The following is a 19,558-nucleotide window of genomic DNA, read 5'->3' as shown; positions in this document are numbered from 1 at the left end:
GCTCAAAATGGTCTAAAAGCGATCCCAGGCCGCAGCCGCATCAGGCACTTCGGCTTTGTTTCTTTCATGCCGATAGGCTGAGATTTTCTCGTAAACGGTTCTGCGGATCCGGTTGATGCCGCCCAGCGGCTGTTCGTCGGCGGGCGCGTTCCACGGCGAAAAGGAGAGATTCTCGCAGAAAGCGTCGCGCCCGGCTTCCGTGATGTCCTGTTTCGGGATTTCAAGGGTCGCGACGCGACGGTAGGGAGATTGGCTCTCGCTCCATTCGGCGGTGGCGTCCTCGATCGGCATATTCCCCTTGCGTTCCTGGACGAGCATCTCGAAACAGGCGGGGCTTGTCTGCAATTGCTTCGCGAGAATGGTCCGCAGAAAATCTGGATCGTCGGTTTTCACAGTGGCTGGGTCGAGTGTAGCGGTGCCATGGTCGATACAGGGGCGCGCAGAATATTTGACAGCGCGCTCCGCGCCGAAGGCGAAGGGCGCCATCGTGTAATAGCGCGCCGTCAGCGGTGACTCGATTTTCGTGCGCGCCGTCTTGATAGCGATATATCCTTGCCAGGGATGCCAAAGGAAATATTTCAACAGGCTCCAGCGATCGCCGGTGATGGCTCCGGCATCGGCAAAATTCCGATAATCCCTGGCATTGGACAGGAAGAAGATCGGATAATTGATCATCAGGAAATCATGTTCGGCAATGTGGCCGGAGGCCGTAGAGCCCGGCGCGCTGTCGAGGATTTTTATCGCCATGCCGCGCCCATCGGGGGCATTGTCGGGGCGTACATCAAAAGCACCATTCGAGAAACGTATCCATGCCTTCCGGGAGGCGCCGGGATCGGCAAAGAGGCCGACCCGCAGATCCGGCGGAATGTTGTCGTCGACATGAAATATTGCCTTTACACAGCCATGCGCTTTGGCATGGGCGTCGCGACGGACAGGATAGGATCCCGGAGGATAATGTGTGCGCAATTCCTGCAAGGCACGATCGACAATGGCCTCAAGGTCTTGCGCTTCACCGCTGGGGATTGTCTCGAGAGGCTCGGATGAAGCCGTTATGGTATCCGAACCAATAACGGTGAGTCCGATAATGACGAAAGTTGCCGCCCGCCGGAAACGCAAGGCCGTAAGCTTGTGCCAGAACGTGCGGCGGAGAGCCGTGTGGGATACTCTCGTTGATAATGGCATACGCATCGCTTCCGAGTCTGTCGCTTTGTAGCATAGGCTACAGCATAAACCGGGGAAGAGACCATCTGTTTTTTGCCATTATCTGAATGCGGGCTGACGGTGTAAACGCTCACACTCCTGTTTTAGGGAGCGTGACGCTGCTCAACAAAGCGACGAGATCCTGCTGACTGGACAGGCCCGTCTTGGCGAAGACCGATTTCAACTGGACACGCAAGGTCGATACCTCGACGCCGAATTGCGGTGCGAGAGCCGCCAATGTGCCGCCGTTCACTAGGCCGCGCACCAGCCGCACTTCCGCCATTGTGAGGTCGAACAGTCCCTGCAGCAGCAGAACCGGCGGCGCTTGCGCGCGTGCGACGGCCGTTGCCACGAGCAAACAGGAACAATTGGAAAAAATATCATTGGCGGCGCGTCTGATGGGAATGACGTGCAGCACGAAGGGCGGCTGTTCACCCTGACCCTGGACGGCGATGGAGGATGATTTCTCGCTCTCCTGGCGCAGCAGGGCGTCCAGCGTCTCGGCAAATTTTTTGTCGGCGCTCTCCTGCACCAGCCGGACGCGTTCGCGCCGATCCTGTACCTGTGCGGGAATGAGCCTGTTGAACAGATCGTTGACAATGACGAGCCGTTTCGAACGGCCGACCACGGCACAGGCGAGGCCGATGGCTGTCATCGCATCAATAGCGCCGCGCGCCCGTTCGAGACCAAGCCTGGCGGACACCAGGGCGGAACGGGCAAAATGAGGCCGGAACTGATCGAAAATGCGAAGGTTCGATGGTTCGAACGGGCCCCGCGCGTAGGGGCGTTCAAAACTGAGCACCAGCGAATCTTCGTGGGGCGGGGAGAACATACATCCCGCAAACCAGCCGATGCCATGGGCGCGCAGGAAGGCATACATGGGATCCCTGGCCATTTCGTCCATTGTGAACAGGTCGAGATCCGAAACGACACATCCAAAGAGACCGCGCTCTATGGCGCGCTCGATGCGATGGTTATGTTCGCCAAAGCCCTCCGCGACAAACTTTTTGTATATTTCCTGAGATTCACGGGTGGCGAGCCAATGCGAGCTTTGCGAACTGATCGTGTAGAGGAATCCGCCCCAGCCGCCGATCAACTCGGAAAAATCCCTCAGGACTGGCTCCCATTGCTCGGGGACCACGGCCGCCTCGTAAATGCGGTCGAGCATGATGTCGGGTGAGAGCGTGGGCATTGTTGGCACCCTTGGCGGAACGCTCACGGGGATGCGTTACGATCCTCGCCGAGGCCATTCGCGGTTTCAGGCGAAATGTTTGAAACGCTGCTAAGTGTCCGGGGTCCGCAAGGTGATGCCGCTCAAAAGCGCGACGAGATCGGACTGACGCGACAGACCGGTTTTGGTGAAGACGGATTTCAGTTGCACGCGCAGGGTCGAGACCTCGACGCCGAATTGCGGCGCAAGCTCCGTCAGCGTATCGCCGCCGGCAAGGCCATGTGCAACCCGCGCCTCGGCGGGCGTGAGATCGAAGAGGCCCTGCAGCAGCGCGACCGGCGGCGCTTCCTTGCGTGTCAAAGGGGTCGCGACGAGCAGGCAATGCGCATTGGTGAAAATATCCGAGGCTGCGCGGCGGATGGGTACCGTATGGAGAACGAAGGCAGGCCGATCTTCGAGGGCGGGCACAGGAATGGACAAGATGCTGGCGTAATTCCCCTTGCGCGCGATTTCATCGAGCGCATTGGCAAGCAATTGATCGGAGCCCGTATGTGTCAACCGAACGCGGTCGCGCCGGTCCTGCACCTGTGATGGTATCAGCTCCTGAAAGAGGCTGTTGGCGCTGATGATCTTCTTGTTGAAGCCGGTGACGGCCGCCGCGAGGCCGATCGATTTCAACGCATCCGTCGCCGCGCGGATGCGCTCGAGTCCGAGGCGTGCCGCCATGAGCGCCGCGCGGGCGAAATGTGGCCGAAAACGATCCGTATAGTCGATCGTCGCACGATCATAGGGGCCAAGCGATTGAGCCCGTTCGAAACTGAGAACGATGGCATCGCCACTTGGAACATTGAACATGCAGCCGACGCCGCGCGTCCGGAAATATTGGTACATCGGATCGTTGGCGATCTCGTCGGGTGTGAAAAGATCGAGATCGGAAACCATCTGCCCAACGAGCCCGCGCTCGATGGCGCGGGAGATGCGGGGATCCTGTGCCGAGAAACCTGAGGCGATATAGCGTTCAAACCGGTCTTCATAACCGGGCGACGTCACCCACGCCGTCTTGCCTGGATTGGAGGTAAAGATCATGCCCATGAAACCGCCGATATGCACGGCGAATTCGCTGAGTAGACTGGGCCATTCCGGTGCGACGACGGCCGCTTCGTAAATGCGGTCTACGATCTCGGTTTCGTTGAGCTTCGACATGGCTTTAATGATCAGGGCATTTTTATGAACCCTACAGGAATTTGCCATAAATTGACAGAGGGCGGGAAGCCATGAAGAGCCGATGTGTTTTGGCTTCCTGAGCCTTGATATTACACACGCATCGGCATCAGGACATAAAGCGCCGAGGCGCCATCACGGTCGAGAACGAGTGTCGGGGAGCCCGGATCGGCGAATTTGAACAGCGCTGTATCGCTGTCGAGCTGCGCAGCTATGTCCAGGAGATAACGCGCGTTGAAGCCGATATCGATTGGTGCGGCGTCGTAATCGACCTCGAGTTCCTCGATAGCCGATCCCGATTCCGGATTGGTGACGGACAGGGTGAGCTTGCCTTCGGCCAAAGCGAGCTTCACCGCGCGTCCGCGTTCCGACGAAATGGTCGAGACGCGATCGACGGCGGATTGGAACGGGCCGCGATCGACGGTCAGATATTTATCGTTGTTGGAAGGAATGACCCGCGCGTAATCGGGGAAGGTGCCGTCGATCAGTTTCGAGGTCAGGACCACATCGCCGAAGGTGAAGCGGATCTTGGTCTGCGAGACTTCAAGAAGAACGTCGAGTGTCTGGTCCTCGACGAGTTTCTGGATTTCCGCGACGGTCTTGCGTGGCACGATAATCCCCGGCATCCCCGGCGCTCCCGAAGGTGCCGGCGTTTCGACGCGTGCGAGCCGATGTCCATCGGTTGCGACCGCGCGTAGCATCACATGCCCCTCGACCTCCGTCGTATGCATGTAGATGCCATTGAGATAATAGCGTGTTTCCTCGTTGGATATGGCGAATTGGGTCTTGTCGATCAGCCGTTTGAGATCGCCGGCCTTCAGCGTGAAGGTCTGTTCGAAAGTGCCTGCGGCAAGGTCTGGAAAATCGCTTTCCGGCAGCGATTGCAAAGTGAAGCGCGAGCGGCCGGAGCGCAGCATCAAAGGTCCGGCTTCAGTCGTCTCGAGTGAGACCTGCGATCCGTCCGGCAGTTTGCGCACAATATCGTAAAGGATATGGGCGGGCAGGGTGGTGCCGCCCTTTTCGGTCGTTTCCGCCGCGACCTTTTCGGTGACTTCGAGATCGAGATCGGTGGCCTTCAACAGCAGGCCGTCTCCATCCGAATGGATCAGGACGTTGGAGAGGATCGGAATCGTGTTCCGGCGTTCCACGACGCGATGGACATGGCCGAGCGCTTTGAGAAGGGCCGACCGTTCGAGAGTGACTTTCATGACGGGCCCTCGAGACTCGTTGCAACGCGAAATTGTCGGAAGATGCGGAAGGACTGTCCCGACAGGGAGAGACACGTCTTTCCAAATCCTCGCAGTGCCGTTGGCCATGCGGGATGATGGCGGGAGACGGGATGGCGCGGCCTCCATGCGAAGCAGCGGGCGCTAGACCTGTCGATTCTGTCGCCGCTTTCCGCGCCGGATCTGAGCCAAGCGGCCATCCTGTCGGTCCGTCCTCTATGTGACGGCTGGGTCCGGCACCTTGCCGCGATGCGTGGGAAATCGCAAGATGCGGATTCCGCGCTGCACCGGATTTTGCGCAAATTTACTGGATTTTACTTAATTCGATGTCAGGCGGCATGGCGAGTGGTTCTGGCGCATCGCTCCTTGCCCCTGCTGCAAACAAAGACCTGGCCATTAACCAGCCGTTAATATGCACTACCGACATTTCATGCTGGGTAGGCATGAGCGGAGCGGGTTATACCGGCCTTTTCCGGATTGATGCCAGACTCCTTGTTTATTGCTTGGTTCATAGCCTGCCCAGCTCAAGCCTGATGGGTCGTGCTCATCGAGATTTGGTTTTAGAGCATTTTCCGATAATGTTGAATCGCTACGCGATGCCATCGTTTTGAAAATACTCTAATTTTTCTTTCGTAGAGCGTTTCCGGATCTATCCGAAACGCTCTAGCCTGGAACGATTAGCGCGCGGCATGAAGAGAAGCGAGAAAGAGACCTCCCGCGGACCCAGAAGACCGAAGCGTCGGGCGATCCTCCCGCGCATTCTGTCGTTTGTGGGCGTGCTCCTGATCTGGGGCTTTATCGCCGCTGCCGGGGTCGTTGGCTATTACGCTTTGAAGATGCCGCCGATCGATCAGATCAATGTCCCGAAGCGGCCGCCCAATATCGCCATTCTGAGTGATTCGGGCACTTTGATCGCCAATCGCGGCGATATGGGAGGAGCCACCGTCCGCCTCGCGGAATTGCCTCCCTATCTTCCGCGCGCCTTCATCGCCATCGAGGACCGCCGCTTCTATCAGCATTGGGGAGTCGATCCGCTCGGCGTGCTGCGGGCACTCATGCGCAATCTGTCCAGCGGCGGCACGGTCCAGGGCGGTTCCACCCTGACACAGCAGCTTGCCAAGAACCTGTTCCTCACCCAGGAACGCACCTTCGCTCGCAAGATCCAGGAAGTGATTCTCGCGCTTTGGCTCGAGCATAAATACACCAAGGACCAATTGCTCGAACTCTATCTCAACCGTGTCTATTTCGGTTCTGGTGCCTATGGCGTCGAGGCGGCGGCGCAAAAATATTTCGGCCATCCGGCACGGATGATCACTCTGCCCGAGGCCGCCATGCTCGCCGGCTTGATGAAGGCGCCGACGAAACTTGCCCCGACGCATAATCCGGCCGGTGCGCGGGAACGCGCGGCGCAGGTGATCGCGGCGATGCGCGAGGAAGAATTCATTACCGGGCCGATGGCGGATCTCGCGCTCCTGCATCCGGCCCAGGTTCAGCGCAGCAAGGGAGCAGGCTCCTATAATTATGCGGCCGATTATGTGATGGACCTTCTCGATGAGACGGTCGGCATTGTCGATCAGGACATTCTGGTGACGACCACCATCAATCTTGCCCTGCAGAATGCGGCGGAGCGGGCGCTGACCGAGGAACTCGACCGCAAGGGTGCCCGCTATGGCGTCGGGCAGGGTGCTCTCGTGGCGCTGGCGCCCGATGGCGGCATCAAGGTGTTGATCGGCGGCCGCAATTACGCCGAAAGTCAGTTCGATCGTGCCGTCGCGGCGCATCGCCAGCCGGGTTCCGCATTCAAACCATTCGTTTATCTCGCTGCGCTGGAAGCCGGGCTTACGCCGGACAGCGTGCGTGAGGATGCGCCGATCAATATCAAGGGCTGGCAGCCGGAAAACTACACCCATGCCTATCAGGGCCCCGTCACGCTCACCCGGGCCCTGTCGCAATCGCTGAATACAGTCGCGGCGCGTCTCGGCAATGAGGTCGGCGTCAAGACTGTCATTCATGTCGCGCGGCGTCTTGGCATTGATTCCGAACTGCAGGCCAATGCCTCGCTGGCGCTCGGGACTTCCGAAGTCACGCCGCTCGAAATCACCAGCGCTTATGTGCCCTTCGCCAATGGCGGCATTGGCGTGCAGCCGCATATCATCCTGAAGGTTGTGACAGCCAAGAACAAATTGCTCTACCAGCGCAAGGGCAGGAGCAATGGGCGAGTGATCGGAGAAGCCGTGCTCGCCGAAATGAACTGGATGATGGAAGAGACCCTGGTCAGCGGCACCGCGCATGGCGCCGGCGTGGCGGGTTGGCAATCGGCGGGCAAGACAGGTACCAGTCAGGATTGGCGTGATGCCTGGTTTATCGGCTACACGAGCCATTTGATCACCGGCGTTTGGCTTGGCAATGACGATAATTCGCCGACACACAAGGCCTCCGGTGGTACGCTGCCCGTCGCGATCTGGAGCCGCTTCATGAAAGTGGCGCATCAGAACGTGCCGCCGCAACCCCTGCCGGGTGGAACCTGGCAGGCACCCGCCCAAGCGACTCAAATGATGCCTCCGATGGCCGGAGACACGGGATACGAGGCGCCACGAGAGATCGGCGCGCCGCCTCCTGTCGCGGAAGCGGTTCCGGGTGAGCTGAAGGCGAGAGATCAATATGATGAGCGCGCGCGTACCGGTGAGGCACAACCCCATGCCGTGCCGATACCTCAGGCTGCGGCGCACTCCGCATCGCATTCCTCCTGGGCTGAGGAGAATGATCTGAATGGCTTGTTGCCGCCGGCCGCCATTCCGGAAGGGCCGAGAAATCGCCCTCAAGCCGTGCCACCGGCTCCGCGTCCCAACAGAAAGGAACGGAACCTGTTTGAAAGCTTATTCGGGGGATGAGCCGCGCTGTCGGACCATCGCTCGCTCGGACTTGCGAGTCGCCCTTGATCGTTCAAGCGGACCGGAATCCCCTGAATTGTTTCGCGTTCGAACGGCTGAGACCGGGAGCTTTTTGGGCCGTTTCCGCTAATCTCCATCGAAAACGCGATGGCATTTTCAATGGTCTTGGAGCGCGCAGCGGTGCTCTTCAAATCGAGAATGTGCGCGCTTCATTAATCACGACAGGTCGTTATCAACAAAGGTAGGGTTTCAAGGAGCCGTGCTCAGCAAGACCCTGGCCTTGTATGAGATGCGTATCTGCAGATCAGCCGCGCGCACCATCTCCCAATGCCTTATCCCTTCATCACCAGGCTGCGGGATGGAGACGGCGTTTCCAGCGTTGTCCCGGAGGCAGATGGGCGGCATCGCTGTGCCGGCTACGCCAGGAGCGTGTCTTGCGTGTGGTTTCGACCGCCTCGAAGGAATGAGCCTCCGAATAGATTGTCGTTTCCGGAGCCCGCGTTTCCCGATGGATGGCGGTGGCTGGCTGGCTGGCTGATGCGGCTGTTTCTGCAGAGAACACATGGCGCGAGGGTGCAATCGACCTCGTCTTGCGCGCTGGAGAAATCTTCGCTGCAATCTTTGGCCTGTCCGCCGGCGTCGTGGCTTTGGCGGATGCGAAAACGTCGACTTCCATGGGGCTGGCGTCTTCAGCGCTGCCGTTCTGGACGCAGGCGTCTTGCTGTATCGCGGTCTTGCGGCGGCTGGAGCGTGTCCGGATCTCCGGCTCGGGCAAAAGCTCGGGCGCCGGTGGTTCGATCAGGCTCGGAAGAATGCGCGGTTTTGCCGTCTCGGTCTGCGGTGCCGCGAGAGCGGAAGGCTGGGGTGCCGAAGTGTCTGGTTTGGTAAAAACCGTGAAAAGGTCGGGTACGGACGCGAGGCTGGAAGATTGCGGTTGGCCGGTCTGTAGGAAGGCCGGAACGTGAAAATCCGCGTCGAGATCGGTGACAGAGGAAATAAATGTGTCGAGTTTGCGCGGCTCGGGGGCCATCGGTTCCAGGATGGCAAGTTTTTCGGGCCGGCGCTGCCGCTTGACTTCAACGACGAATGACTTGTTTTGGCGTTTCATTGAATTTCCACGAGGGATTGGACTCTTACGAGATTGGTTCCGCCTCGGACTTCTTCGTCCCGGCGGTCGAGCAGTTCGGTTTGGAATGAATGGAAACCGGTCCCTGGCGGAATGCTTGATCCGACATCAGGCGCGGACGCTCTGAAAAGACAACTCTGTCGTCTTCGAAGGGGTTTCCTCTTAAGTTCACATTATTGTTGACAAAATTGTTATCGAGCTCTTCAAGACCTTGATGGCCTTGTCCTATATTGAGCCGCCAGTTGTCTTGAAAGAAACTGGCCGCCGATCGTTCGAATAAGATATTCCCCACAGCATTTCGGAAAGCAAAATGGAGTGGAAAAACATCTAAAGAGCGATTCTTACCTGAAATAGGTCGCATACATTCAGTCTGTCTTAGGTAGATCGTCGGGAGTTTCTTCCGGTTCAAGCGAATGACTTCGCAATTGAGAGCAGTTGAAAGAGACTCCGGCTTTCTCCAGGGCGAGCATTTCGGCAATATCCGAAAATGCAGATGGCATTTTTCTTTGCGATTGAATCGTCTTTCGATGCAAAGGTATTGAAAATGCGCTTCCTTTTCCTGATGGAGCGTTCTGGCATTATCCAAAAGCGTTCCAACGGCGATATCAAATAGATCCAAATCTGTTCTTGAACGGAATCATCTGATCGCACCGTTTCATGTTCAGAATGGTTGATCTGCTTTCAATATTCTGAGAGCGGATAATAATCGCAGCCACTCAGAACCTCTTCTTCGAACTTTGCCCGGGAAGATACCTTCCGAACGATGCAATCGCTTTCGAATAACCACGAGCCTATGCCAATGATCGCTGCAATAGGATCAAGACTGGTTCAGGTGAAACGAAAAAGCCGACCCCATCAATTCAAGAGGTTCAAGCACTGATGCCGGTATTTCTCTACCGAATCGATTACTCTTCCAATGTAGCGAATATTTCGCCTGTCGAATAGAGAAAATAACTTCAATTGTTGTTTTGCGGGCTGATTTAATCAGCTTCGGGCAAGCTTGGTTTTCCTGCCGTGGAGGGCTCACCCCCAATTTCGCTAACGTCTCAATTAAATAAAGATCAAAATGGTAAACAAATCATAAAAGCCCAAATCGGCCACTGGATTTCGCGGAACAGCTTCCATTCCCTGATAACCTGTTGTGGATGTGGTTTCGGGTAATGGTTCCAGCGCGGACATGCGAAACGCTGCCCATTCACGAAAGAGACATCCACCAGCGACTGGAGACCGCGACACGTTTGGATAGAATTATCCAGATCGTGCGCTCTCCCGCCAATGCTCTCCCGTTTAAAAGCCATTCCGGGCATCCACATGGGCCTGATAAACCGGAAACCCGCTTTATTAGGTGGATGTGGCTTGCCGGATTTCCAAGAGCCACAAAGAATTTTGAGCAGCACGAAGGGTTCCGTACTGCTCAATCATCGTAACGGGATTGGGTCGTGATACAGTCAGACGGCCGGGGTCAGGGCGCTCTTCGCCTGTTCGACGATCGCCTTGAATGCCTCCGGCTGGCTTATTGCCAGTTCCGACAGGACCTTGCGGTCGATTTCGATGCCGGCCTTGGTGAGACCGTCGATAAAACGCGAATAGGTCAGGCCCAGTTCACGAACGGCGGCGTTCAGACGCTGGATCCACAGGGCGCGGAAGACGCGTTTTTTCACGCGCCGGTCACGCGTCGCATATTGCATCGAGCGGTCGACAGCGGCCTTGGCGGCGCGGATCGTGTTTTTCCGGCGGCCGTAAAAACCTTTGGCGGCAGTTAGGGTCTTCTTATGTTTGGCGTGCGAGGTGACGCCACGCTTGACGCGTGCCATGGAAAATCTCTCTCAAATCGGGGAAGGAAAATGCGTGGGTTCGTGCCCGGGTCTAGCCGCTATTGATGCAGTTTCGGTTTGGCGCGTGTGGAAACCAAACGACACTGAACTCTGAGCGCGCCAGGTCGGACCCGTTTGGCGGTTCAGCCGTTCGGCAGGTAGAAACGGATGATCTTGTCGCCGTCGCTCTTGAACATCACGCTGGTGCCGCGCAGATTGCGGATCTGCTTGTTCGTCCGCTTGATCATGCCGTGGCGCTTGCCGGATTGCGCGTAGAGAACCTTGCCCGTCGCGGTGATTTTGAACCGCTTCTTGGCTCCCGATTTGGTTTTCAGTTTGGGCATTTGCTCGTCTCCTGGCGCCTATGCGCCTTGTTGTTGCGGCGCCTTCGCGCCCCATGCTGTTTGGGTGGAAAACCACCCCCGTCCGTTGCCGGACGAGCGAAAAACCGCCACGGCAGCCCTTACAGCCGGACGATCAGGACGCCGCTTATACGCCAAGCGCTGCGGAAAGCAAATGTCACACGGGCGTCAAAAGCGCTTTATTGCGATGATCGGGCCGAAACTTTTTTCAAGAATGCGGGCGCGCGCCTCCGCAAGCGGCTCGCTTGCCACCAACATGTGGTGGCCATTTGCATGCAAAAGTGTGGCTTCGTCCCGCATGATGCCGACATGACCCTTCCAGAAGAGGAGATCGCCGCGTTGCAAGGTGGGCAGATCGGCGGATGGGTCGTCGCCCAACGGTAGCGGCGTTCCGAGCGCCGCCATCTGCAGATCCGTGTCTCGGGGAGCCGCTATTCCGGCTTGAGCCAAAGCAAGCTGGACGAGACCGGAGCAATCAATGCCGAGACAGGACTTGCCACCCCAGAGATAAGGTGTGTGCAGAAGCCGCTCCGCCACGCTGACAAAATCCGTCTCGAAGGATTGGACTGGGCAAAGGTGCGTCGAAAAAACGAAGCCTGCCGGGGCGATTTGCGTAAAGGCTCCATTTTCGGAGCAGGCAGTGATCTTTGCCCCTAGGGGCAGGGTGCCGATCGGAGGCCGTTTCATGTCGGGAGCGGGATAGAGGAAGGTGCGGTTGACACGGACCCTGTGTGTCGGTGCAGGACCTCGTTCGGTCAGCGCATTCATCGCTATATAACCAACATAGGAATCGGTTTCGAGCTGGACCCAGCCCCATCCTTCGCGATCTTCATAGAGCACAATCGTTTCGCCGAAGAGCGCGTGGGTCTCAATGGGGCTTTCGGGATGAGGAGCTCGATGCAGCGGGGCGGTTTCAACCGCCACACGCATCGGGTAGCCCTCGGCATAAGTGTCGGCGGCGACGAGGCCGCGCAAATGAGCGGCGGCGAGATCGGCGCGCGCCGGAGTCAGGCGGGGGTCACGAGCGGGCATTGGCCAAAGGGGTGTCAGCAAGTCAGGGGGTGAGGTCCGCCGCTGTTTCCTCCGCGAAGGGGGGCGGTTCCGGTGCCTCGGGTGGAATATTGGTGAGTGTGTCGCCGAGAATCGGCATGCCGGAGGCAAAACGCTGTTCGATCAGCGCCAGCAGCAGTCGGGCGGTCTGGACCTCGCCGCCTTCCGGATGGCCGGGTTTGGCGGAAGGCGTCCAGCCATAGAGATCGAAATGGACCCAGGCCTTAGCCTTTTCCACGAAACGGCGCAGGAAGAGTGCGGCAGTGATCGATCCGGCGAAAGAGCCGCTCGAAACATTGTTGAGGTCGGCGATCTTGCTGTCGAGCAGTTTCGCATAAGGCGACCAAAGGGGCAGGCGCCAGACCGGATCCGCGAGTGCCGCGCCATGCGCCAGAATCGCTTCCGCGAGCGCATCGTCCTGGGTGTAAAAAGGAGGGAGATCGGGTCCGAGTGCGACGCGGGCGGCGCCGGTGAGCGTCGCGAAATCGATGAGCAGATCGGGTGCATCCTCGTCGGCGAGAGCTAAGGCATCGGCCAGGATGAGGCGGCCTTCGGCGTCAGTATTGCCGATCTCGATCGTCAGGCCCTTGCGGCTCGGATAGATATCGCCGGGGCGGAAGGCGTTGCCGGAAATGGCGTTTTCCACTGCCGGAATCAGCACTCTGAGGCGCACCGGCAGGTTCGTGCCCATGATCATCGCCGCGAGCGCGAGAGCCGTGGCGGCTCCACCCATATCCTTCTTCATGAGGAGCATGGCGGAGCTTGGCTTGATGTCGAGGCCGCCCGAATCAAAACAGACGCCTTTGCCCACCAGTGTGACTTTCGGTGCATCGAGCGGGCCCCAGGAAAAATCGATGAGGCGCGGCGCTTTGTCCGAGGCGCGGCCGACCGCATGGATCAGGGGAAAATTGTTCATCTGCAATTTGTCGCCGCGCAGGATCGAGGCTTTGGCCTTGTAGGTCGTCGTGACCCGCAGCGCGGCTTCTTCCAATGCATCAGGACCAAGATCATTGGCCGGCGTATTGATGAGATCACGCCCGAGCGCGACAGCTTCGGCGATCTTCTCGATGCGATCCGCATCGACCCCATCTGGAGCGCAGAGTTCCGGCATTTCGGCGCTGGCCGCTTTATAGCGTGTGAAACGATAGCCGGATAGCAGCCAGGACAGGGTTGCGAGTTCGAGATCATGTGGATGGTTGGCGAAATAATAGAGGCCCGCCGGAATTGCCGAAACGAGACGGCCTGGCAGCAGAGGGTCGGCTGCTTCCGCATTCTTCGCCTCAAGCCCGAAGAGAACACCTTCAAGCGCGCCGCTCGACCCCGGAAAAACGAGGGTACGGCCAGGCTGCGCCGCAAAACCGCTCGTCTCGGCAAAAGTTTTGACGAAAGGGGGCAAGCTATCGCGCAGTTCGGGCCAGGTTTCGGCGGTCACGAACCAGATGGGAAGGGCCTTGTCCGTGGCGTGACGCCGTAGGGGCATGATCGAACTCCTGTAACAATGATGGGATATTTAATCCCACCGGGTCTTATCCACCGGGATCGGGCTTCCGTGGAAGCGGCGTTGTAGCGTTTCCCCGCAGCTCCGCCCGCGCCCGGGCGCGAAAGGAAAACCAATTCGGTTTTCTTCAAGCAAAATCCGGGAGATTCTCGACTCTCGCAGAGAGCGGGCTCTACCGACGTGATAATGTCACGTCGAGGACTCATAGCAAGTCGGCACAGGTATTTTTCACGCGAGCGGTTTTTGCGGAAGCGGTTTCGGGCAGTCTTATTTCCGTAAGACTTGCTGCCTTATGTCAGGGATATCTTTGCTTGCGATGCGTCGAGCCATGGTGCAGGGATGGCGCCATGAATTGAGTTTGATGAGTTGTAAGACCACGTCTCCATGAGCATGACCCAATGGGGCGCGAGTCACCGCGATTGCGGAAAGGCGGCTTTCAAGCCAAGTCTCCGTGATCTCGACAGGCCGGGATAAGGGAATTTGTGTATCCCTGAATTCCTGGTTTCGTTCTCCCAAATCATTCGATTCCAATGATTTGGGAGAGTGTGCCGCCTTATTTCTTCGGAATGGTGGTATATAATTGGTGGGTCGCGCTTAAATCATCGGGACCCGGTTCGACGAGTCGGGTCGAAACGCGTAGAAGGCTGTTCCCATCCTGGCAGACGTTATGAGGTCTGCGGGGATCTAAAATGTCAGGCAGCCTCGATTTTGCTTTGAGAAAGCAAAATCAATCGTGGCGCTCGCCACGAAAGGCTACCGAGGGTCCAACGGAGATTTACGGGCAAGGGCCCGCTCATCCGGAGTGTCATGAAACGCATCCTCGAATTTGTCTGGCCTGTCATAGGCGTTCTGGCGGTCGTTCTGTCTCTCTGGCTCCTCTACGGGGAATTCCACGGCATGGCGATCGGCACGCAGGTGCTCGATCAGATGAGAAACCTACCGCCGCAGCGTTACCTCATGGCGGTGCTGGCCACTGTCGTCGCTTATGCTGCGCTTGCCTGGTACGATCGAATCGCTCTGCGCCACCTCGGCATCAATCACATTTCACTCGTCTTCGTGTCTCTGTGCTCCTTCACGACCTATGCCATTGCGCATAATATTGGAGCGACGGTCTTTTCTGGCGCGATGGTGCGTTACCGCGCCTATTCGACACAGGGGATGACGGCGCCGCAGGTGGCGGTGCTGGTGGCTTTGTGCTCGCTGACGTTTTTTCTTGGCACTTTGCTTGTCGGCGGGCTGGTCCTTGTGCTTGAACCGACACAATTACACCGTCTCGGCGGTATTCTGCCAGACGTCTTGACCGATTCGACCATGGCCCGCATCATTGGTGTGATATGCCTATCGGCCGTCGGCCTTTATATTGTGGGGTCGGTTTTCCATCTCAAGCCGTTGGTGATCCGTGGTTTCCGTCTTGAATATCCGAGACCGGGCGTCACCTTCCGGCAATTGATCGCGGCTCCGCTCGAACTTCTTGGTGCGGCGGGCATCATTTATTACGCGCTTCCGGAAGCGGGAAATCCGGGCTATTTCGTCGTGCTCGGCGTTTTTCTGGCCTCCTTTTCGGCGGCGCTCGCATCGAATGCTCCTGGCGGTCTCGGCGTTTTTGAACTTTTGTTTCTCAAAACCATGCCGGCAATCCCCCAGGCGAAGATCCTTGCCGCGCTTCTGGTGTTCCGTTTTCTCTATCTTTTGCTGCCGCTGGCCATTTCCCTCGTCATCGTGCTGCTCTTCGAGCGCAACAGGCTGAAGGATGCGCTTACCAAGGAGACTTTGAACGATTCTGCGGGCAAGGTATTGTCTGCGGTATCTCTCGATCGGCCGGATCCGTAAACGCGATCCCCGATTTCCTGAACGCAACAAACCGAAAAGTGGCGACCACTTTTCGGTTTGTTGCTGTCATGGCCAGCGAAAGGCTAGAATCTATCCCTGGCGGCGCGTCGGTGAGAATAGCGCAAGAAGGTCGGCGCGCTGACTGCTCGAGGCATGCAATCGCCGTTTTTCTGTTTTTGGCAAAACGGCTCGAAAGCGATGCGGAACGCCTGCCGCTGGCATCAGGCCCGGTTCAGGATCGATATTGCTGAATGCGTGTGGTTCTGAGGCCAGCCAATCCATGCTGGTCGATGGACATTTGCCAGGAAAGAAATTCGTCCACGGTTAAAGTATAGCGGTTGCAGGCTTCTTCCAGGGACAAAAGGCCACCGCGCACCGCGGCTACGACCTCCGCCTTGCGCCGGATGACCCAGCGCTTCGTGGTGGTCGGTGGCAGGTCGGCGATCGTCAGAGGGCTGCCGTCAGGGCCGGTAACAAATTTGCTCCTTGGGCGGAGAGTTTCTACCATAGTCCAGAACTCTTAAGGTCAGATCTTACGAGTGAGGACCCTAAGCGAGGCGATTTAAGAATTGACTAAACGTCACCCGCGTTTTTTCAATGAAGTTTCCTGAAATAACTTGTTAATATTATTTTCTCTTGGACTTCTGCTAAAGCATAGTTGTTTTCTTCTTAACGACTGTTTCATTTTGACGAGGCAATGCTGCCTCCAGGAGCGTTTCGGATATATCCAGAAATGCTTCGTCCAAAAAAATAGAGCTTTTTCAAAGGAATGAAATCGCGAAGCGATCCAACATAAACGGAAAATGCTTTTGGTCGTGGCATCGCGCGTCCAAACCCGTTGGATTTCGCAGCGGGAACTGTCCTTCGATCCGGGGAAATCGCGAAACTGGCCGATCGGCAAAGAATTGGGTATGGAACGAAGCTTGCTCCAGCTTTCCGTTGCATCGCGCGGCCAAGAGGCTATTTATACATATCATGCGAATTGAAGCCGCTAGCGATCACCGACGGAGGGCGGGTTGATGGAAATCAACAGCCGGACGAGACGTGACTCTTCCTCTGAGCCCTTGTCCGAAACGTCGGAGGACCTTTTGCGCCGGTCTCCGGACGAAGAGGGCCGCGCGCAAAATAATCTAGGCGATGGCGGTCCCGGGCAGTCTGGTTCCACTGGGGAGCCGGGCGTGAACAGCCTTGGCCTCAAAAAATCCCCGGCCGAAACCCGGGTTGTGGTCGCCATGTCGGGCGGGGTCGATTCTTCCGTCGTTGCGGCGCTGCTCGCGCGCGAGGGCTATCAGGTCATCGGCGTCACCCTGCAACTCTATGATCACGGCGAGGCCGTGCACCGCAAAGGGGCCTGTTGCGCCGGGCAGGACATTCAGGATGCCCGGAATGTCTCCGATCAGCTCGGCATCCCCCATTATGTGCTCGATTACGAGGAACGGTTCCGGCGCAAGGTGATCGATCCTTTCGCGCAGAGTTACGCGACGGGCGAGACGCCGATTCCCTGCGTTTCCTGCAACAGCGAGATTAAATTCTCCGATCTGTTCGAAACCGCCCAGTCGCTTGGCGCCGATGTTCTGGCGACCGGACATTATGTCTCCTCGCGCGCCGAGGCGGATGGTCGGCGCGGGCTCTACCGGGCCGAAGATCCGACCCGCGATCAGAGCTATTTCCTGTTCGCCACTACCGCGCAGCAGCTGGAGCTTCTCCGCTTCCCCCTCGGTGATCTCGCCAAGAGCGAGGTGCGGCAGATGGCGCGCGAGATTGGTCTCGCCGTTGCCGACAAGGCCGATAGCCAGGATATCTGCTTCGTGCCAAGCGGGCGTTACAGCGATGTGATCGAACGGCTGTCTCCCGGCGCCGTCGTACCCGGCGAGATCCTGCATGTCGATGGCCGCGTGCTTGGCCGTCATGCCGGGGTTATTCATTATACGATTGGCCAGCGGCGTGGTCTGGGTCTCGGCTCGGTGGGCGCCGGCGCCGGCGAACCGCTCTATGTCATTCGACTCGATGCTGCCAAGGCGCAGATCATTGTCGGTCCACGGGAGGCGCTCGCCACCCGCCGTGTGCATCTGCGCGGCGTCAATTGGATCGGCGACGGTGAGTTGCGGGATATTGATGAGCATGGCCTGGAGATTTTCGCTCAGGTCCGCTCGACGCGGCCGCCGGTACCGGCTTTTCTCCATGTGCAGGGCGCGGAAAGCTGGATCGATTTCGCTTCCGACGAAGACGGCGTCTCGCCGGGGCAGGCTTGTGTCTTCTATGAAAGCGAGAACCCGCGGGCGCGGGTTCTCGGCGGTGGCTTCATCAGCGCCACGGAATCCGCCCTTCAGGTGAAAATGCTCACCGAAACGGAAACGCTTTCCGGTGCGTCCCCGCTCACGCGCGAGACGCTCGCGCCTCCTCCCACGGAATCGGCTTGAAACATGGATGACAGGACGCAAAAGGGCATCCTGGTCGATGACGCCTCTGACGACCGGTCCTATGAAAACGCTCATGTCGAGGCAGCCTATGCCCGCTGGGCGCCGATCTATGATCTGGTCTTCACGGCGGTCATGCGGCCGGGACGCAAGGCCGCTGCCGCGGCCCTCGCCGAAATGGCGTCACGCGGCGGGCGCATTCTCGATGTGGGTGTAGGCACCGGCCTCGAACTGCCAATGTTCGATCCACGCGGTCGCATCATCGGTGTCGACCTCTCCCTTCCCATGCTGCGACGCGCGCAGGAGAGGATCAATCAGCAGAATTTGCGTCAGGTGGAGGGCCTTGCGGTCATGGATGCCGCGCGTCTGGCCTTCGCTGATGCGACTTTCGACCGTGTCGTCGCCCCCTATGTGTTGACGGTTCTGCCGGACCCTCACGCCAGTCTCGACGAATTTCTGCGCGTGCTGAAACCCGGTGGCGAGATCGTGCTCGTCAACCATATCGGCGCGGAGGATGGGCTTGTCGCCTTTGTCGAGCGGTGGCTCGGCCGCCGTGCCGCCGCGCTCGGCTGGAAGCCGGAATTTCCCTGGGCGATTGTCGGTGACTGGCTAGCGACGCGCCCCTGTCGTCTGGCCGAGCGGAAGACTTTGCCGCCGCTTGGATTATTCACCCTGGCGCGGATTGTGAAAAACTGATAGCAGGCCTTCATGAGGGCGCCTTATCGAGGCTCGGCTACCGGAGATCGTTCCCTCCCGCGGCGATGGGCCCCGCCGCCGATCGCCTGAGCAACGGCTCCGCGGTCCATTGACACAAAAGCGGCTCGCCTCCTCCAGCCTGATGCTCTGCCAAAGGGGCAGGCAACTGCGCTATTCCATCCGGCGCAGACAGGCGTTTGCAAATGCGCTCGGGTTTCTCCAGCTATGACGGTACATTGCGCGATGATCTTGGCGGAAATATTCAAGTTGCATCATCGTTGTTGAGACCGTTCCGGTTGCGTCCAGGCACATTCCCACAAAAATAATATTTTTCAATTGCTTGCGTCGCGAACCAAACGAGCTTCGCCGGAAATATTTCGGCCTGTCACACGGAAAGAACAGCCTGTATTTCCGTCGATCGTGTCATTTGATCGTATCCATATCGTTGATATGATGCGGCTCTCTGTATCCCCTTCGGGATCCGGATTGTGTAGCGGGTCCGTCATGCACAGAATGCCTATTGTGTTTGCGGATTACATTTGATCCGTAATGCGCAGGCCAGACAGTTTGGAAATGCTTTCGATTTTCAAGTGAACCGAAGCGGAACGATCCGAACCGCACCAGGCGTTTAATCATAACAGGCGTCTAAGTGTGACAAGCGTAGCAGTTTCGAGCCGGAAAATGGCCAGCCCTTTTCTGGTGACTCTAATGTCTTTGTAAGAACGTGTCCTGTTGTATCGATCACTCTGGAAAAGGGGAGAGCCGCGATCTGCTCATCAATGTGCAGGCTCTCTTGAGTGATGCGTTTGAAATGCCCGGAATGCACTTCGCAATATCGCGTAATGGAAGCTTCATCAGCGACAGGCTGGCGTTTGAACAGGAGCTTGGGCAATCGCTCGGGCGATAGTCTGGCGCATGTGCGCGCCAAGCTTATCAGGCAAGTGTCGTTTCCAGAACGTATGTGCAAGCCTCCTCGACTACCCCAGGGCTGATGGTGTTTGCATGGCTTTTCTCGATCATCATGCGATGCCCGCTTGGTCAATCTGGCTCTGATCG

The 19,558-nt window shown here is 57.9% G+C and carries 16 protein-coding genes; 5 read left to right on the top strand and 11 right to left on the bottom strand.

What is annotated here, in order from left to right; all coding sequences use genetic code 11:
* Positions 1-12 precede the first annotated feature (12 nt).
* From DL88_RS01530 to dnaN, 4 genes are all read right to left on the bottom strand, one after another.
* The gene (locus DL88_RS01530; protein ID WP_051955457.1) at positions 13-1,182 is read right to left on the bottom strand and encodes a catalase family protein; all 1,170 of its coding nucleotides are present in this window, start codon (positions 1,180-1,182) and stop codon (positions 13-15) included.
* A 109-nt stretch (positions 1,183-1,291) separates the two neighbouring features.
* Entirely contained in the window at positions 1,292-2,392 is a 1,101-nt protein-coding gene (locus DL88_RS01525) for a helix-turn-helix transcriptional regulator (protein WP_034990887.1), read from the bottom strand.
* Positions 2,393-2,482: 90 nt separating this feature from the next.
* Complete coding sequence (locus DL88_RS01520; protein WP_034990885.1) at positions 2,483-3,574, bottom strand: helix-turn-helix transcriptional regulator; 1,092 nt, start codon at positions 3,572-3,574, stop codon at positions 2,483-2,485.
* A 110-nt stretch (positions 3,575-3,684) separates the two neighbouring features.
* Positions 3,685-4,800 (bottom strand): DNA polymerase III subunit beta, encoded by a 1,116-nt coding sequence (dnaN, locus tag DL88_RS01515; RefSeq protein WP_034990883.1) that lies wholly within the window; start codon positions 4,798-4,800, stop codon positions 3,685-3,687.
* A 707-nt stretch (positions 4,801-5,507) separates the two neighbouring features.
* On the opposite strand from dnaN, the gene DL88_RS01510 reads away from it, so the two are divergent.
* A complete protein-coding gene (locus DL88_RS01510) occupies positions 5,508-7,709 on the top strand; it encodes a transglycosylase domain-containing protein (protein ID WP_034990881.1) in 2,202 nt (733 codons plus the stop codon).
* A 343-nt stretch (positions 7,710-8,052) separates the two neighbouring features.
* Here DL88_RS01510 and DL88_RS01500 read toward each other — a convergent pair whose 3' ends face one another.
* The 6 genes from DL88_RS01500 to DL88_RS01475 all read right to left on the bottom strand — a co-directional run bounded on the left by DL88_RS01500 (position 8,053) and on the right by DL88_RS01475 (position 13,541).
* Positions 8,053-8,817, bottom strand: a complete 765-nt coding sequence (locus tag DL88_RS01500; protein WP_034990877.1) for a hypothetical protein — start codon at positions 8,815-8,817, stop codon at positions 8,053-8,055.
* A gap of 25 nt (positions 8,818-8,842) precedes the next feature.
* Positions 8,843-9,454 (bottom strand): hypothetical protein, encoded by a 612-nt coding sequence (locus DL88_RS20085; RefSeq protein WP_156970882.1) that lies wholly within the window; start codon positions 9,452-9,454, stop codon positions 8,843-8,845.
* An 829-nt stretch (positions 9,455-10,283) separates the two neighbouring features.
* Positions 10,284-10,649, bottom strand: a complete 366-nt coding sequence (gene rplT / locus DL88_RS01490; RefSeq protein WP_034990873.1) for a 50S ribosomal protein L20 — start codon at positions 10,647-10,649, stop codon at positions 10,284-10,286.
* A gap of 143 nt (positions 10,650-10,792) precedes the next feature.
* Positions 10,793-10,993 (bottom strand): 50S ribosomal protein L35, encoded by a 201-nt coding sequence (rpmI, locus tag DL88_RS01485; protein ID WP_034990871.1) that lies wholly within the window; start codon positions 10,991-10,993, stop codon positions 10,793-10,795.
* A gap of 186 nt (positions 10,994-11,179) precedes the next feature.
* On the bottom strand, positions 11,180-12,043 hold the full coding sequence (locus tag DL88_RS01480) for a C40 family peptidase (protein WP_034991268.1): 864 nt from the start codon (positions 12,041-12,043) through the stop codon (positions 11,180-11,182).
* 22 nt (positions 12,044-12,065) lie between these two features.
* Entirely contained in the window at positions 12,066-13,541 is a 1,476-nt protein-coding gene (locus DL88_RS01475) for a leucyl aminopeptidase family protein (protein WP_034990870.1), read from the bottom strand.
* Positions 13,542-14,366: 825 nt separating this feature from the next.
* On the opposite strand from DL88_RS01475, the gene DL88_RS01470 reads away from it, so the two are divergent.
* The gene (locus tag DL88_RS01470; protein WP_051955456.1) at positions 14,367-15,389 is read left to right on the top strand and encodes a putative bifunctional lysylphosphatidylglycerol flippase/synthetase; all 1,023 of its coding nucleotides are present in this window, start codon (positions 14,367-14,369) and stop codon (positions 15,387-15,389) included.
* Between the two features lie 232 nt (positions 15,390-15,621).
* On the opposite strand, the gene sciP is transcribed toward DL88_RS01470, so the two are convergent.
* Complete coding sequence (gene sciP, locus DL88_RS01465) at positions 15,622-15,897, bottom strand: CtrA inhibitor SciP (RefSeq protein WP_034990869.1); 276 nt, start codon at positions 15,895-15,897, stop codon at positions 15,622-15,624.
* 511 nt (positions 15,898-16,408) lie between these two features.
* Here sciP and mnmA point away from each other — a divergent pair.
* The 3 genes from mnmA to DL88_RS21040 all read left to right on the top strand — a co-directional run bounded on the left by mnmA (position 16,409) and on the right by DL88_RS21040 (position 19,494).
* A complete protein-coding gene (gene mnmA, locus DL88_RS01455) occupies positions 16,409-17,809 on the top strand; it encodes a tRNA 2-thiouridine(34) synthase MnmA (RefSeq protein WP_156970878.1) in 1,401 nt (466 codons plus the stop codon).
* Between the two features lie 3 nt (positions 17,810-17,812).
* A complete protein-coding gene (locus tag DL88_RS01450) occupies positions 17,813-18,502 on the top strand; it encodes a class I SAM-dependent methyltransferase (RefSeq protein WP_051955455.1) in 690 nt (229 codons plus the stop codon).
* An 800-nt stretch (positions 18,503-19,302) separates the two neighbouring features.
* Entirely contained in the window at positions 19,303-19,494 is a 192-nt protein-coding gene (locus DL88_RS21040; RefSeq protein WP_370736378.1) for an MJ0042-type zinc finger domain-containing protein, read from the top strand.
* Positions 19,495-19,558: the final 64 nt, after the last annotated feature.

It is taken from the genome of Beijerinckia mobilis, from assembly GCF_000745425.1.
Lineage (GTDB): Bacteria > Pseudomonadota > Alphaproteobacteria > Rhizobiales > Beijerinckiaceae > Beijerinckia > Beijerinckia mobilis.
This window is presented reverse-complemented; position numbering and strand designations above follow the sequence as displayed.